Origin of the sequence: Rivularia sp. UHCC 0363 (genome assembly GCF_034931125.1) — a bacterium.
In the GTDB taxonomy this organism is placed as follows: domain Bacteria; phylum Cyanobacteriota; class Cyanobacteriia; order Cyanobacteriales; family Nostocaceae; genus Rivularia.
The window spans coordinates 1-17,788 of record NZ_JAYGHM010000104.1; the positions used below are offsets into that span (position 1 = coordinate 1).

General features: G+C 38.1%; 11 protein-coding genes. 6 read left to right on the forward strand and 5 right to left on the reverse strand.

The genetic code is table 11. The features are described 5' to 3' along the window. Positions 1-266: 266 nt before the first annotated feature. The 3 genes from VB797_RS32970 to VB797_RS32980 form a co-directional block, all read right to left on the reverse strand. Complete coding sequence (locus VB797_RS32970) at positions 267-5,495, reverse strand: eIF2A-related protein (RefSeq protein ID WP_323242013.1); 5,229 nt, start codon at positions 5,493-5,495, stop codon at positions 267-269. After that, the gene (locus VB797_RS32975; RefSeq protein WP_323242014.1) at positions 5,465-6,802 is read right to left on the reverse strand and encodes a P-loop NTPase fold protein; all 1,338 of its coding nucleotides are present in this window, start codon (positions 6,800-6,802) and stop codon (positions 5,465-5,467) included. Before VB797_RS32975 ends, VB797_RS32970 begins: the two co-directional genes overlap by 31 nt. An 872-nt stretch (positions 6,803-7,674) precedes the next feature. Continuing rightward, positions 7,675-7,899, reverse strand: a complete 225-nt coding sequence (locus VB797_RS32980; RefSeq protein ID WP_323242015.1) for a hypothetical protein — start codon at positions 7,897-7,899, stop codon at positions 7,675-7,677. Positions 7,900-8,200: 301 nt separating this feature from the next. Here VB797_RS32980 and tatC point away from each other — a divergent pair, with 301 nt between their 5' ends. Further along, entirely contained in the window at positions 8,201-8,986 is a 786-nt protein-coding gene (gene tatC / locus VB797_RS32985; protein ID WP_323242016.1) for a twin-arginine translocase subunit TatC, read from the forward strand. Between the two features lie 474 nt (positions 8,987-9,460). On the opposite strand, the gene VB797_RS32990 is transcribed toward tatC, so the two are convergent. Further along, positions 9,461-9,769, reverse strand: a complete 309-nt coding sequence (locus VB797_RS32990; RefSeq protein WP_323242017.1) for a DUF3067 family protein — start codon at positions 9,767-9,769, stop codon at positions 9,461-9,463. Positions 9,770-9,993: 224 nt separating this feature from the next. Here VB797_RS32990 and petC point away from each other — a divergent pair, with 224 nt between their 5' ends. From petC to VB797_RS33015, 5 genes are all read left to right on the forward strand, one after another. After that, positions 9,994-10,533: a cytochrome b6-f complex iron-sulfur subunit gene (petC, locus tag VB797_RS32995; RefSeq protein WP_323242018.1), complete on the forward strand. Its 540-nt coding sequence runs from the start codon at positions 9,994-9,996 to the stop codon at positions 10,531-10,533. A 134-nt stretch (positions 10,534-10,667) separates the two neighbouring features. Next, on the forward strand, positions 10,668-11,666 hold the full coding sequence (gene petA, locus VB797_RS33000) for a cytochrome f (RefSeq protein ID WP_323242019.1): 999 nt from the start codon (positions 10,668-10,670) through the stop codon (positions 11,664-11,666). Between the two features lie 1,559 nt (positions 11,667-13,225). After that, positions 13,226-14,470, forward strand: a complete 1,245-nt coding sequence (locus tag VB797_RS33005) for a sedoheptulose 7-phosphate cyclase (protein WP_323242020.1) — start codon at positions 13,226-13,228, stop codon at positions 14,468-14,470. Further along, entirely contained in the window at positions 14,467-15,297 is an 831-nt protein-coding gene (locus tag VB797_RS33010) for an O-methyltransferase (RefSeq protein ID WP_323242021.1), read from the forward strand. The genes VB797_RS33005 and VB797_RS33010 overlap by 4 nt, the downstream gene beginning before the upstream one ends. An 821-nt stretch (positions 15,298-16,118) precedes the next feature. Further along, entirely contained in the window at positions 16,119-17,495 is a 1,377-nt protein-coding gene (locus VB797_RS33015) for an ATP-grasp domain-containing protein (RefSeq protein ID WP_323242022.1), read from the forward strand. A 73-nt stretch (positions 17,496-17,568) separates the two neighbouring features. On the opposite strand, the gene VB797_RS33020 is transcribed toward VB797_RS33015, so the two are convergent. Then, positions 17,569-17,712, reverse strand: a complete 144-nt coding sequence (locus VB797_RS33020) for a hypothetical protein (protein WP_323242023.1) — start codon at positions 17,710-17,712, stop codon at positions 17,569-17,571. Between the last annotated feature and the right edge of the window lie 76 nt (positions 17,713-17,788).

Sequence of the window (17,788 nt, forward strand, 5' to 3'; positions counted from 1 at the left end):
TAACTCCTAACTCCTAACTCCTAACTCCTAACTCCTAACTCGTAACTCCTAACTCCTAACTCCTAACTCCTAACTCCTAACTCCTAACTCCTAAGTGGGTATGCAAAATTATTTGTGTCATTGCGAACGAAGTGAAGCAATCCCAACCCCTTGCGATTGCTTCGTTTCGCTTCGCTGCACTCGCAATGACAATATACAATTAATTTTGTACGAGTACTTAACTCCTAACTCCTAACTCCTAACTCCTAACTCCTAACTCCTAACTCCTAACTCTTTCCCAAACACAAATCATCATCCCCTTGCCCATAATCTTGCAACGCATCACATCCTTTATTCAATAAACTTTTAAAAGTAAGATTATCTAAATCTCTTAATATTATAGTCCCGCTATTGGTACCGCTTAATAAAGTTTTACTATTGGGACTGAAGCTAATACTGGTAAACTCTTCTTTATCTGCTTTTAAAGTAATTAATAATCTACCATCGCGCCGCCAAAGTTTTACTTTATCTGCACTAGTAGCTGCTAAAATTTTACCATCTGGGCTGAAACTTACACCCGTGAATTCTTCACCTTCTGCTATTAAAGTTTGCTGTAATTCACCATTTTGATTCCACAATTTAACTGTACCATCAAGGCTGACTGAAGCGAGTGTATTACCTTTAGTAGACCAATCAACGCCAAATACAGGGCGTTTGTGTGCCGATAAGGTGTGTAGTAATTGACCAGATGTATCCCAAATTTTAACTGTATTATCGTCGCTAGCAGAAGCAATAAATTTACCGTCATAACTAAATCTGACCCAGTTTACGGCTTGCTTGTGTCCCGATAAAGTAGTTACTAATTCGCCATTTATACGCCATAATTTAACAGTTTTATCTTTACTAGCAGAAGCAAAAATATTACCTTTGCTAGACCAAGCAACGCTCAACACAACATCGTTATGAGCGGCAATAGTATTAATTAATTTACCGTCATTTTGCCATAGTTTAATAGTTTTATCTTTACCCGCACTCGCCAAAATTTTACCGTCTGGGCTAAAGCTGACATCCCAGATTTCCCCTTGATATGGCTGTAAAGTTTTGATTTGCATACCGTTTGGAGTCCATAATTTAATCGTTTTATCAACGCTTGCTGAAGCAATTAAATTACCGTTGGGAGAAAAATTAACGCTAGTAACGGCTTTATTATGAGCTTTCAAGCTTCCTAATAATAAATCTTGCCAAGACCAAAGTTTCACCGTTTTATCTCGACTTGCGGAAGCTAAGGTTTTACCGTCGGGGCTGAAAGCAACATCATTTACCCAATCCTTGTGTCCTTTGAGGGTTCCTAAAAGTATGCCATCTTTCCAACGCCAAAGTTTGACGGTTTTGTCGGTGCTGACGGTAGCAATAATTTGATTGTCGGGACTAAAACTAACAGCAGTAACTGCTTGTGAATGTGCGGGAATAACTTTTAATAACTTTCCTTGACGACTCCACAATTTAACTGTGTTGTCCAAACTTGACGAAGCGATAATTTGACCGTCCTTTGACCAAGAAATACTAGTAATTGCATCACGATGTCCTCTAATTGTAAAAATATTTTTACCGTTGCTCCAGAGTTTAATCGTTTTATCGCTACTTGCAGAAGCGAGGATTTCACCATCGGGGGAAAAAGCAACTTGCAAAACCGCATCATCATGACCAAATAATGTTTTGAGTAGCTGACCTTGACGATTCCACAGCTTAATAGTTTGATCGGTACTTCCGGAAGCAATTGTTCCATCATTGGGACTAAAAGCAACGCTATTAACTACATTTTTGTGTCCTAATAAAGTTGAATTTCTTAACCCATCTACGCTCCAAAGTTTCACGGTTTTGTCTTGGGAAGCAGAAGCAATGGTAGTACCATCCGGGCTAAAAGTGACACTATTAACTACATCGTTATGTCCGGATAATGTACGGAATAATTTGCCATCCGGATACCATAATTTAACAGTTTTATCAGCACTAGCATCAGCGATTAAAGAGTTTAGCGGACTAAAAGCCACGCTATTAACCCCACTAGAATGTCCTTTTAAAGTTTCTCTTTCTCTCAGAAGGGGAACTACTTGATATAAAGCCGTTTTTACCTGAGCTTTTGTATAGTCATCGGGTAAAATAGCAGCTTGAAACTTCTTAGCAGCTTTCAAACCTTTTTTTAAAGCATCAAAACTTTTACCGGAAGCAGCAAGTTCTTCTGCGGATGCACTAACGGCTATAATTTCGCTGATTAAGGCTTGTCTCCACAAATAAACTGACATTATTGTTGAAACTGTTAAAGCCAAAATAGCCGTAATAGAACCTGCAAGGGCTATTTTTAAAGACCGATTAACTTTAACTTCACTAAGTTTTTGCTGTTGTTGACTTTCTGCTAATTGAGCTTGTAACTTTTGCTGTTTTAACTCTGCTAATAGTCCTTCAATTTCCATCCGACTCAATTCTTCACGCTTGCGAAGCTCTTTTAATTCTGTAAATAAATCTGAGCTTTGGTGTGGTTGAGTATCAACTGTTTTCGACTGCTTTTTCTTTCTGAGTTCGCTATGAAGTTGAGTAATTTCGGCTTCTCTTTCCTGTACTTGATTTCTTAACTGTCTTAATTGAGTTTGGATTAATTCTCCTTGTTGTAAAGAGCGGACTAAATACACTAAATAATCGTGAATTAATTGATAGCGTTCGGTAACATCCGCAAACAATACTACTAACCCAGAACGCACCAAAATTTCTAAGACTAATTCTATTTTTTTAGATGAATCTAATTCGGATAGTTCAGTTGCTAATTCTGCTTTGGTTTTGAAAGGTCGTTTATGATTTTCATCGGTTAATAAGTATAAAACTAATAAAGCTGTTTGTTCGTTTTCCGCACCGCAATCTTTAATAATTTCCTTGATATATCGCTCGATTAGTTTATTCGGTCGATAAGGTTCGTATTTTGCGAAAGTAGTGATTCTTTCGTCTTGGAGTTGCGCTCCGACTACCTGTAACTCAATCGGACGTACTTCTCCCAGTTCTGAGGATAAATCTTCGACCAAAGCATCAATTAAAGCCGGTTCGATATTGTATTCCGAGCGTTCTGTTAACTGCTGAATCAGTTTTTTCGCATCTGACGACGAAAGATTATTAACTTGATAGCGGATATCTTTATCTAAAATATTATTGTTAATCGAATCCTGTTTTGCCAAACGTTTTAAATCGAGTAAATGATGTAAATAATCTTCTCTTAATGAAAATATAATTTTTACAAAAGCGATATTCAAACAATCACAAATAAAATTATCAAATTCTTTTTGCTGTCTATCGGTACAAACAAAGAAAAATTCTTCTAACTGATCGAAAATCAATACAGTTATGAGATGATTATTCGCATTTTCTTGTAACTGTTGTAGAATATCTACGATTTTAATCGGTGTAGTCGGATCGGCTGGAGCTTCTAATTTGGTATAAACATAGCGAGTCGGTAATTTATCCGCAAACATTGCTTCACTAAAAGACTTACCCAACTCCCGTACCCAATCGGTATAAACTTGTATTACTACAGGTACTGCAATTTGATCGCCGATCGGTCTATTTTGTAAAGCTGGTACTAACCCAGCATTGACAATAGAACTTTTACCTACTCCCGATTCACCATGAATCAAAGTTAACTTTTGATCGGAACGACTAATCTTCCCAATTAACAGATTAATATCCCGTTCCCTACCCGAAGCAGTAATTTCTAAAGCAACATCTATATTTTTCGTAGGTGAAACTAACACCGGATTTTTCGCTTGGATTTGGGGTTGTAAGCGACCCGCACCAATAAAAGCACGTAAACCATACTGTTGTTCTACCGAACGTCGTTTACCCCGAATAAAAAAAGCTTCTAAATATTTACCCGATTCATAATATAGCGATCGCAATCTTCGCAACAGTCGAATATAGCGATGAGCATCATAACGATAGTCGCTTTCCAGTGCGATCGCCAATTTCTGAGTGGCATTTTCCAAATGTTGTTGAGCAGCTTTTTCCTCACTCAAATACCGCAGCGCTTTCACTAATACCAGTTGATAAATTTGCTCCAACAGCAACGGAAATAAACTTTCATGTGTATAGTTAGTTTTTGCTGACGCTAAATAAAACAGTGATGCTTGAGCATATTTACTAGCTTGCTTCCACTCCGACTTTTGCAGCGCTACATCCGCTAAATAACCGCAATCACAAGCAAGTTGAGTATAATTACCATATTGTTGATGCAATTCTAAAGACTTTTGAGCAATTAACTCCAGATGATTCCAATCTTGAAGTTGCTGCAAAACTTCACTTAGCTGTCCGATAAACTGCGACACCAAAATCGGACGTTCTGCAAGTTCAAAGACTTCTAAACATTGCTCAAAGTAACTCACAGCAGATTTCCAATTAAAATATTGTTCACCATGATTTCGTTCAGCTAATTGATAAAAACATAAACCCAAGTAGAAGAGAATTACTCCTTGATGAAGGAGGTGAGGGGATGGAGGGATGGGGGGATGGGGGGATGGGGAGATGGTGAATCCACTCTCGTGGGTCGTCTCCCTCCGTTGAGAGAAGTGGTGTTCGCGAAGCGTCTCCGAAGGAGAAGGAGAAACCGAAGAAGTAAAAAATACTCCTTCTACTTCATCTGTTTTTTGATCGTTGATAATTGATTGATAACTTTTACGAAAGTGACCGATCGCGTTTTCTATGCAGTCTTTAACGTATTCGTCTAAACCAAACACAAATTGTAAACTAGCTTCTAATTCTGGGGTTAAATTGATTCCACGAGTTTGTAAATCTTTGATAGCGTGATGCAATTCATTGCTATGCTGCCAAACTTGTTCTAATGTACATTCACGATCTTCAGATGATTTTCTATTTACTTTTTGCGGAAATTCCTGGTTAATTTGAGATGCTTTTTCTCTTGTTGCGGCAATATTTAAAACTGTAGTAAATAATGAGTCGGTTTCCTGTTGCAAAAATTGCATTAACTGGGCTGTTGTCATTTCAAATTTAATCGGTGTTGCAGCCCAATTTGCAAAATCTGGTGCTAATCGTCGCAATTTTCGCAATACTTCTTCGTTGACCCACAGCACCATTGGGAAAGGATGTTTTTTGCGAAATTCATCCCGTACATGGTTGATACTGCTTAATAAATCATCAAGTCCATTGACAGATTCTAAACCCAAAATCATTAAAGCTATCTGAGGATTTTGGTTTTTTTTTGAGTCAGCTTCGACTATTTTTGTGTGAATTGTGGTGTATAAACTTCTTGCATGAACAGGTAATTTTACTTTGTGCAGTAAGTAATTATTGCCTAAATTTTCTTGGAGTTGCGTTAATATTTGCTTTTGTAAAACCTGATAATTACAACAAACTAATACTAGAGAAAATTCACCGCGAGAAAGAGTAATAGCTCGCGTTAAACTTCTCAAAGCGTTCTCTTTAGCAGCGACTAAATCTGATTGTTTTGTTGTTCCAACCATGATTTAAAATTTTGGGTTTCTACTAAAACTGGGTTGACAGCAAACCACACTCCTTGATGGTCGCGATACTCAAATACAAACAAGCTGCGTAACAAAGTATGATATTCAATATCGCCTCTAACTCGCTGTTGCTGTACTACTTGAAAGATTAATTCCCATTCCGGAGAATCAATTGCGTTAGCTCGATAATCGCGATGTCTTTGAATTACCAACTCCACACATTCTTTATTAAAAGGTGGGTCTTGTTCCCTGATACAATCAAACAGCAATCCTAGCAAGTCTCGTACATGACCACCACTAATTAAACACAATCTATCCAAAGTTTCGGGACTGTCAAATAGTTCTGTGACAAAATGTAACCTTTCTTGTTGATTTATAGTAGGAAAAGCCCTTGCTAATACCATTTGTCGCAAACTATCCAATCCAGGAATAAAAATTTCACCATTACGTGTACGCACGGGTATCATTGGTAAAACTTTTGGTGCGACACCACCACCCAAACGATGCTGTAATTGAGCGCTATCGTTGGAAAAAGTTAAACCCAAAGGTATCGTATAAACCATATGACAATTAAGTTTGCGTAATTGTTCACCGCGATCAATAAACAAATATTCCGGTAGAGAACGTCCCGACGGTAAAGGTCTAATTGCTACCCGGTCGAGATTATCAACAATTACCACCAATCCTCTTTTACCTCTAGCTTTGAGTTGCTTATTAGCACGTTCTAATAACTCATGATTGATAGAGTGCAAAATATTTAAAGTTCGCGGTTCCAAATAATCCCTTAACCGTCGTCGTAGCTGGGGACTTTCCTTAGTTTTAGTCGTAATTTTCGCAATTCCTACCGATAATTCACCTTCTATCTCCAAATCAATTGGTGTTTGCAAGAAATCGACAATTTCGCCAAATAACTTTGCAAAATAAGAAGGTTTCAAGCTAATATTTATCTCCTCTAGACTTTGAGAAACTTGTCCTGCGATCGCCAGAAAAATATCAGTAATATCTAAGTCTACCATTTCCAAAACATGGGTGGATTCAAAATAGACGACGTGAAATTTATTTAGTTCTAATTCCGCTTTTAATCGTAGTAATTCCGTAGATTTACCGCAGCCAATATGTCCGGTAAATAATTGAGTTGTAGGTGTATCTGGTGATATTGTAGTAATAGTTCTTCGTAGCGCTTCAATAATTTTTCCACCCCTTACCGCAGCGAAATCAATATAATATCGTCGAGCATCAGCATCACCCATTACTAGAGGTTGGCTGGGATTACACGCTTGATAAAATCTTTCTAAGTTTAGGAGCATAAAAAACGACGACTCGCTTTATTTAAAAGACGAGATTTACATAACTGGGATAATTTTCTATCGAGTGATTTTCACTTCTTATACAAATTAGAAATCGATGATTCCGGATTTATAAATATTCTTTATTTGCTAATGTTTTGATAAAATAGTTACAGAAATATTCATTTTTTTTAATATCTAAATAATAAGTTACCAGCGGTTATAAACGCTACTACACCGTTCATTGTCCACCTGCGTAGACTAATGATTCATACCCATGCAGCCCGGTTTCGTTTGTGTAGACTCGACTTATAGTCGCCAGACGATATTGGAAAAGATTACCCTACAACCATTTTTAGATAGTAGCTATAAATATTGATGAATATCGCTATTTTTCATACTAATCAGCTTTATTCAAATGGTAGCTATAATCTATACTTTAGATGTTACGATATCACAGATCTAAAAACCGATCCGTAATTAAACATTATAGTTAATCGTAAATACCACTAATATATTGTAGAAAATTAGCTCCAAAATAGTTTATTAGATACTAAAAAGCCAAAATAATTAACTACAACATTAGCTAAATTTAGCTCATAAAAATGAACTTTGACTATAATAAAACCCAGAATTACATCAAAAATGGCATCTGCCATTACATTCTAATTAATGATTTAGAATGATAATCTCTACCCTTCTTTTCCTGATTTCCCGGTGCAATTAAATGAGGCTTCTTAAATACTGCAACAAACAACTAAAATTAAGTAAAAATATCTAAGCAAAATTTAGTTGATATAAGTAAAAATAGCTAAATAAAGAAATGATTGTGAAAATAATTACACAAATTATTAGATAAAACACATTAACTGAGAATTAAAAATAATAATGCATTAATTCTTACAGTTTCCCGAACGAAGACAATCTTTGATTTGGTCATCTCTAGCCGATATTTGAAATGTTGATAAATATGGTCGAATAATCACACCAGTCACAACATCAGTAATTTTAGATCCGTTATCGAAAAGTTGTAAACTATTACTATTAGTAAAGCTACCGAAAGTATTCCATCCGATCGCAGGTAATGCCAACAGGGCGCAACAAACTGTACTATTCATCCTTAACCTCAAGTAGTATTGTAGGTTACACCATAGTAGATTCCCTCTTTAACAAGCAGACTTGAAAGGCAGAGTAAAGTAAATGTAAATCAACTTACATCTTGATAACTTATCCAGAGCAAATTCTGGAAAACCGGACGAAAATTTATCAAGAGAGGAAAATTTAGTTAGGAGTTAGGAATTAGGAGTTAAGAGTTATGGAAATATTTATACCGTCCGCATTTTACCCCCTAATTATCTTCCAATCCCCCATGCCCAACTTTAAACTGTTAATTAACTGTTCACCGTTCGCTAATTCAATATGACTCGTTCTCAAGAAGCAGAAACCGCTACGAAAACAGATATCGACGTTGATGCGACTTCACAAGATGTTCTTGACGAACTACCTGGTGAAGTAGAAATGTCGTTGTTTGACCATTTAGAAGAATTGCGACGGCGGATTTTTTATTCGCTAATAGTTGTGGTGCTAAGCGCGATCGCCTGTTTTGTTTTTGTCAAACAAATTGTCCAACTACTGGAAATACCGGCTCAAGGAGTTAAATTCCTGCAACTCGCTCCCGGTGAATATTTTTTCGTATCTATTAAAGTTGCTGGTTATACTGGTTTAGTTTTAGCTAGTCCCTTTGTTTTATATCAAATAGTTCAATTTGTTTTACCGGGATTAACTAGAAGGGAGCGTCGTTTACTTATACCCGTATTTATGGGTTCTACAGTCCTATTTTTATCAGGATTAGTATTTGCTTATTTGGCGCTAATTCCCGCAGCTTTGAATTTTTTCATCACCTATGGTGCGGATGTTGTAGAACAAAGCTGGTCAATTGATAAATATTTTGAATTTGTTTTGTTACTGCTATTTAGTACGGGTTTAGCATTTCAAATTCCCGTTGTTCAACTGTTACTTGGTGCCTTGAATATTGTCTCTTCTAAAATGATGCTTTCTGGGTGGCGTTTGGTCATAATGGGAGCGGTAGTTTTGGGAGCCGTGCTTACACCTTCAACAGACCCGTTGACTCAAAGTCTTTTAGCAGGAGCAGTTCTAGGATTATACTTTGGTGGAATCGGTCTAGTTAAGTTAATCGGTAAATAATGCAAATTAGCTAAGTATATTTTGAGAAAGTAGAAATTAGTGTTGGGAAAATCATTAAAGTAAACGGCGAATGAATTCGCATCTACACAAGCAAAGTCCACCTCCGTGGACTAATAATTCACAACCCACGAAGTGGGTTTAAACCGCCAGATAATCTAATAATTCCCCAACCCGCGCAGGCGGGTTTCGCTTGTGTAGATGCGGTTTCAACCGCCGGTTATAAGAATAATTCCCCAACCCGCGCAGGCGGGTTTTGCCTATGTAGCAGCGGTTTCAACCGCCAGGTAATACCGAATAATTCCTAACCCGCGCAGGCGGGTTTCGCTTGTGTAGACGCGGTTTCAACCGCCGGGTAATACGAATAATAATTAATAAAAATATCTCTTAACATCAGAAAAATTTCCCCAAAAAACTATCTCTCATTTAACGAGAAATAATCAGGAAATATGCTGTACTATTACCTCGAATTAAAAGCTATAATATCCATTCAGAAGTGCGATCGCCTAAATCCAAAGGCACACTCACAGCTTTACCCAGTCGCGGACGTTCTCGCGTTTCCTGAATAAACTCTTGTACCTGTTTGGTTCCACCCATCCCATCAAGATAAGTTGCAATAGTATCCAAATGTTCTAGGTATTCATTCTCATTCAAAGGAAACGAAGCCTGCTCTAAATATTTCCACATTACCTGTAGAAATAGTTTACCTTGCGTTCGACGTAACTGGACATCATAAGAACGTCCCCACTTATCGAGTAATATTTGACGTAAATCTTGTCCTGTCATAGCTTTACTTTTCGGAGATTTTACATTTAGTAATGATGTGAAGTTCCGTAACTCCAGTATGATAGGAACATAAAGAAATGTAATGCTAAGAAAAAGAATGTTAGAAAATCTTGAAAAAAGATAATCTAGCATTGCGATAGGGCATGGGCATACCAGACAAGAGTTTCTCAACTAACAGAACTCAAGTCAAAAAATTAACAAAAACAACCTTGAAGACGTAGATTATGGCTCAATTTTCTGAATCAACTGACGTACCCGATATGGGTCGTCGCCAATTCATGAATCTTCTAACTTTCGGAACTGTTACCGGGGTCGCTCTGGGAGTATTGTATCCCGTTATCAAGTATTTTATTCCGCCTTCGAGTGGTGGTGCTGGTGGTGGTACCACAGCTAAGAACGAACTAGGCGACACTGTTGCAGTTTCTGAGTTTTTAGACAAGCATAATGTTGGCGATCGCGTTTTGGTACAGGGACTAAAGGGCGACCCTACATACATTGTGGTCGATGGCAGTGAATCAATTCAAGATTATGGCATCAATGCTATTTGTACTCACTTAGGTTGCGTTGTACCTTGGAACATTGCGGAAAATAAATTTAAGTGTCCCTGTCACGGTTCCCAGTATGATGCTACTGGTAAGGTAGTCCGAGGCCCCGCACCGTTATCTTTAGCATTAAGTCATGTAGCAGTACAGGACGACAATATGGTGCTTACTCCTTGGACTGAAACTGACTTCCGTACCGACGAAGAACCTTGGTGGGCTTAAACAATTATCAATTATCAGTTGTTGATTTATCCTTGATACGCAACACAACCGATAATCAATTTTGAACGCTAGTAGCCCATCGTTCTGATCAAAGCTAAAACTGCTGACTAATTACCCATGAATTCCTAATAGAGATGAGAAATACTTGTACCACAAGGTTAAATCGCGCATTTAAGGCGATTTCCAGAACATTGCTGGTGGCGATCGCCACGGTGACATTTTTCTTCACCAGTGATTTAGCACTTCCCCAAGCAGCAGCAGCTTACCCTTTTTGGGCGCAAGCAGCCTATCCGGAAACCCCTAGAGAACCTACAGGGCGGATTGTCTGTGCCAATTGTCACTTAGCTGAAAAAATTACAGATGTAGAAGTACCTCAGTCAGTTCTACCGGATACCGTATTTAAAGCGGTAGTCAAAATTCCTTACGATACCAACCTCAAACAAGTGGGTGCGGACGGTTCCAAGGTAGGTTTAAATGTTGGTGCCGTATTAATGTTACCCGAAGGCTTTAAACTTGCTCCACCCGAACGCATTCCCGAAGAGTTAAAAGAAGAAGTCGGAGATGTTTACTTCCAACCTTACGGTGAAGACAAAGATAACATCTATATAGTTGGTCCCTTACCCGGGGAACAATATCAAGAAATTGTTTTTCCAATTCTTTCTCCCAACCCCGCAACTGACAAGAATATCCAGTTCGGTAAATACGCAGTTCACGTTGGTGGAAACCGAGGACGCGGACAAGTTTACCCCACCGGCGAAAATAGCAATAATAACGTTTTTGTAACCAAATCCGCTGGTACAATTACCAAAATTGCTAAAGAAGAAGATGATTTTGGTGGCGTAAAATATGCTGTAGATGTTCAAGCCGCAAACGGAGAAACCGTTACTACTACAATTCCCGCAGGTCCACAATTAATTGTTTCCGAAGGACAAGCAGTAGAAGCGGGTGAAGCTTTAACCAACAATCCAAATGTAGGTGGTTTTGGTCAACACGATACAGAGATAGTACTGCAAAGCGCAGGCAGAGTTAGATGGTTAATGGCATTTGTAGCTCTGACAATGATGGCTCAAATTATGCTTGTCCTCAAGAAGAAGCAGGTTGAGAAAGTTCAAGCCGCTGAAATGAACTTTTAATGTTAACCATCAATTTGAATTATTAATTTTAAGAAAGTTTTGAGACAGGTAAAGCACCTGTCTTTTTTTATTCTCTTCTCCCCATTCTTTACTCGCAATTTATTAAATATTGATTAAGGAGACATTATATTCAGATTTATCAAAATTATTTTAAATTATAATTTTTTTTAAAAAAGAAAAAATAGCATAATGTCTGATACCATATATTGTTTGATATTGTAATTATTTAATTTCAAATCATCTTAAATTTTCAAATTTTTGTAAAATTCATAAATAAAACAAAAATCAGTCTAAAGTCTGATATAATCCATACTTTAGATAGTTGTGGTACTTTCGTTAAGTTTCTTTCACTCTGACCACTCAAAAATATTTTTTTTATTCAAAACAAAAAATTGACACTTTTAATCCAATTTTTGATACAGTGAAAATTACAACATAAGTTAACAAAGAACCTATCTTGGTAAATTACTTGTTTCTAGGGTCAATTTTAACGTCTTGTATTGTTCCGAAGAATTGCTGTACGATACAGAATACTGGACATTGCTCGCAGTTTTACGAACCGTATACGAGCTAGCTATCGGCTATAACGATTGATTTGTCACATAAAGTATTTTTTCTGAATAATGCTTGTTTAGCCAGCAACTAGTATTATCTGATCGAACATTTTGATAGGAGCTATATTTTTTGCAAAACTGGTTACTACAAGCACTCAAGATAACTTCTGTTAATGTCTAGCTTCAAGGTTGAAAAGGAATGTTTAAGTCTGCGATAATCAACAACCCATCAGACCCTTCCTTGAATGTAAATCTAGGCTGCAATCTCAAGCACAAGCCTGGATGTCGAGAGGAGCTTTTTGCCACGGTCGATTATTTTCCCATATTTGCGGCAAAACATTTCGGAGGATTAAATAAATTCGTGTAAGCGATCGATAAAGCGATCCGAATTCATAGCTAATATTGCTTTGATATTTTGAATATTGCCCTCTTAGTAAAAACAAGTGAAGCTATATTTCGGTATTGAGATAAATTTGGCTATTCAACGAAGTGGAAGCCAAGCTTGTTTACTGGAAATAACTAAAAATTTTGTTTTGTGGTGTTTGTTTAATAATGTTTAACGAATGGTACTGTAATAAAGTGGTCTATTTCTTCGTCGATTTGAGCGGTTAATTTACACTGCTTGACTTGCTGGTTAGTCCAGTCTTAAAGTCACACAAGCCTTTTTTCCCGCAATTAATTATAGTTACCATCGCAGGTTGAAACCGAAAGGAACGCTATGCAGTTGTCCCAAACTATCTTAGAAGTCTTGAAAATTGGTAAAGATTTCAGACGATTTTTGCTTAACTATATTGTTTCTATGCGTTTTGATTTTTCATCCCGGATAAGCATATGAAATTTAAATAGTATGCATTCTTAAGATAGAAATTAACCTCTTACTTATTTGAATTAGAGGTGAGCGATCGTCGCAGATTGCGGATAAATCTCTGCACAATCTACCACTTAGGGTAGATAATTTAATGCACATTTACAAGTAAAAGTTTTCATCACCATTAGGTAACAACCATGAGTATCGTTCAGTCAAAATTATCAGCTACTGAATCCGCTTTTCATATAGAAGCTTACGAAAAGATTGAGTATAGCCTTGTGTATGTGGATGGAGTTTTCAACACAGAAAATCCAGAATTAGCGGAATGTTATCAAAAATTTGGACGTTGTTTAGCCGTAATAGATTCTAACGTCTACAAGCACTACGGTAAGAAAATGAAGCAGTACTTCGAGCATTACGATATCGACGTAACTGCTTTTCCCATAACTATTACCGAACCAAATAAAACAATCCAAACTTTCGAGAAGATTATAGACGCATTCGCTGACTTTAAACTAGTTCGTAAAGAGCCTGTTTTAGTAATTGGTGGTGGATTGGTAACGGATGTTGCGGGTTTTGCTTGCTCGTCTTACCGTCGGAAGAGTAACTACATCCGCATCCCTACTAGTTTGATTGGTTTGGTTGACGCTAGTGTTGCAATCAAGGTAGCGGTAAACCATAAAAAGCTTAAAAATCGTCTGGGTGCTTACCATGCTTCATCTAAAGTATTTCTAGATTTCTCCTTCTTAGGTACCTTACCTACAGACCAAGTACGTAACGGGATGGCAGAATTAGTAAAAATTGCCGTAGTCGGTCATAAAGAAGTATTTGATTTGTTGGATAAATACGGTGAAGAACTGCTTCGCACCCACTTCGGTAATATTGATGCGACAGACGAAACTAAAGAAATTGCTCGCGAGGTAACTTATAAAGCCATCAAGAAAATGTTGGAATACGAAGTACCCAATCTCCACGAATTAGAGCTAGATAGAGTTATAGCTTACGGTCACAGTTGGAGTCCGACCTTAGAATTAGCACCCCAAGTGCCTATTTTCCACGGTCATGCAGTCAATATAGACATGGCTCTATCTGCAACTATTGCTTCAATTAGAGGCTATATCAGCGCAGAAGATAGAGACCGTATTTTAGGGACAATGAGCCGGATTGGACTTTCTTTGGATCATCCTTTATTGGAAGAAGAATTGTTATGGCAAGCTACGGAGTCTATTTCTCTAACAAGAGACGGTAAACAAAGAGCCGCAATGCCTAAACCAATCGGTGAATGCTTCTTTGCTAACGACCTAACTCGCGAAGAACTAGCTGAAGCTTTAGCAGAACACAAAAAGATTTGTCAGAAATTCCCTCGTAGTGGTAAAGGTGTTGATGTTTACCCGGTTTATTCCGAATTAGAATCAGAACTCGTAGGGAGTGAAAACTCATGAAAGGAGTTATTAACAAACCCGTAGCCAGACCCGTTACACCTATAGGGATATTGGCACAGGAACTAGAAGCCATAGTGCAAGCATTGGATCGAGAATTGCCAGCAGAAATTAAACAAAAGCTTGACTTTGTTTCCCGTTTAGCGTCGAGTTTAGACCCTTATTTAGAAGAATGTACTACTCCTGAATCGGCAGCTTTAAAGGCTCTTGCGGATAAGACAGCCCGTGAGGAGTGGAGTAACCGCTTTCACAAAGGGGAAACAGTCGTCGCGCTAGAACAGGAAATGCTTTCGGGTCATATAGAAGGACAAACGTTAAAAATGTTTATCCACATGACTAAAGCCAAACGAGTACTGGAAATCGGGATGTTTACGGGCTATTCTGCCTTAGCAATGGCAGAAGCACTACCCGCAGACGGTCAACTAATTGCTTGTGAAGTTGATTCCTATACAGCAGAGTTTGGGAAAGCGGCTTTTCGCGAATCTCCTCACGGCGATAAAATCCAGGTAGAAGTCGGACCAGCGCAAGAAACTTTGGATAAACTCGCCGCAGCAGGACAATCCTTTGACTTCGTGTTTATTGATGCGGACAAAGCAGGGTACGTAGATTATTTTCATACTCTGTTAGAGAAAAACTTGTTAGCCTCATGCGGGTTTATCTGCGTTGATAACACATTGCTTCAGGGACAGCCTTATTTGAGTGAAGCAGAACGTACCGCTAACGGAAAGGCGATCGCCGAATTTAACCGCGTCGTCGCTGCTGATCGACGTGTCGAACAGGTGCTTTTACCAGTAAGGGATGGTTTAAGTATCATCCGCAGGTTAGATTAATGTGAGTTCGACGGAATTAATCCAATCATCAGAAGGCGGGTTTTTATAAAATTTGTAATATTACAGGTACTTATTTTAAAAATCCGACTTCTCAACCCAAGATAGGGAGTAGATTTTTTTCCGATTACTCCGCTTTTTTAGATTGCCAGACTACTAGTAGTCCACCACATAAGTTCTGGGGAGTTAGCGTAGTGCGAGCGTCCCGCTCGCTCGTGGTAGAAATATCGCGGGACGCTCGCTAATTGTAACGAGCGACCAAGATGGTCGCACTACGAAAATTTTACCCATCAAAATTAATGTGGCGAATTACTAGTCACCACCACATAAGTTATGAGAGGTTAACGTAGTGCGTTCACGAAGTGTGCGCGAAGCGCAAGCGTCCCGCTCGCTCGTTACCACCAGGGAGCGAGACGCTCCCACTACGAATTTCTTACCCCGCAAAATTAATGTGGCGAAGTACTAGTACTTCACCACATAAGTTATGAGAGGTTAACGTAGTGCGTGTGCGTAAGCGCAGACTCACGAAGTGTGCGCGAAGCGCACACTTCGTGAACGCTCGTTACCACCAGGGAGCGAGACGCTCCCACTACCAATATCTTATCCATCATATTTAACCAACTTTGGGGGTTAAAGTCCCCTGCTTCTACAAGCAGCACGTTTTGCGTCGGGGTAAAATCCCCGTTGCAAAACTCAATTACGAATTACGAATTACGAATTACGAATTATTTTAATGTGGTGGAGTACTAGTGGTCTTTCTCATTACTATTACGTAATTTGGATTAAAACCTTTTTTCTATTCCCTATTCCCTACTCCTTAGACAATGGCACAATCTATTTCTGTTTCTTTTGGAATGCGTTTTGTTGCGTTGATGCAAAACCTAGCTACTCTAGCTTTACTTTTGTTAGCGCTACCAATTAACGCCACTATTGTTTTTGTATCGCTATTAATAAATACATTAATCGCTCCTTTTCAAAAGAAACAGACAACGTTGAAAGCTGCTGAAAAGAAAAATATTCTTATTAGTGGTGGAAAAATGACGAAAGCACTACAGTTGGCTCGATTTTTTCATGCCGCAGGGCATAAAGTGGTGTTAACTGAAACTCATAAATATTGGTTATCTGGTCATCGTTTTTCTCAAGCTGTAGATAAATTTTATACAACTCCCGTCCCAGAAAAAGATTCACAAATTTATAACCAAGCTTTGATAGATATTGTTAAACAAGAAAATATTGATATTTATATTCCCGTCACAAGTCCAGTTGCTAGCTACTACGATGCTTTAGCGAAACAAGCGCTATCCCAACATTGCGAGGTGTTTCATGTCGATGCTGCTACTTGTGAAATGCTTGATGATAAATTTGCCTTTAGCGAAAAAGCCCGCAGCTTTGGTTTATCTGTTCCTAAATCTTTTAAAATAACTTCTGCGGAACAAGTTTTAAATTTTGATTTTTCAGGGGAATCACGCAAATATATTATTAAAAGTATTCCTTATGATTCAGTAAGACGTTTGGATTTAACCAAGCTTCCTTGCGATACGACCGAGGAAACCGCAGCTTTCGTGCAAAGTTTACCAATTACTCCCCAAAAACCTTGGATAATGCAGGAGTTTATTCCTGGCAAAGAATACTGTACTCATAGTACTGTTCGGGATGGTGTGGTAAGACTGCATTGTTGTTGTGAATCTTCAGCTTTTCAAGTCAACTACGAAAACGTAGAACATCCAAAAATTCGCGAATGGGTAACGCACTTTATTAAGGAATTGGGAGTTACCGGACAACTTTCTTTTGACTTTATCGAAGCTGAAGATGGTAATGTTTACGCAATTGAATGTAATCCCCGCACTCATTCTGCTATTACCATATTTCACGACCAACTGCAACAGGCAGCTGATGCTTATCTAAGTAAAGAAGCGATCGCAGAACCTTTACAAGCATTACCCGACAGCAAACCGACTTATTGGACGTATCATGAATTTTGGCGACTGAATGAAGTGCGTTCTTTCGATCAATTGGGAAATTGGATTAAGGATATGTTGAGAGGTACTGACGCAATTTACACATTTAACGATTCTCTACCATTTTTAATGGTGCATCACTGGCAAATTCCTTTACTATTGTTGAAAAACTTGCTTATGATAAAAGGTTGGACAAGAATAGATTTTAATATTGGTAAACTTGTTCAACCGGGTGGGGATTAATTTTTTTGGATTTTCCGTACAAGAGGGAATAGAGAATAGGGAACAAGAGCTATAAGGATAGGTGTGTGGTAGTTCACGAATCTTCATTGATTTTGCGTCGGATAGCTTCCATCTGTTCCATTTGGGCTTCCGTCATTAGTACGGGATATTTAACAGAATTAAGGTTGCGTTTACTCATTAGAAAACGTAGTGCTTCAATGTCATAATTCGACATCATTTACCAGCTTAATTTCACAATCTAAAATCTAAAATCCAAAATTGAAAGGTGGACAATGCCCACCCTACAACTTTTT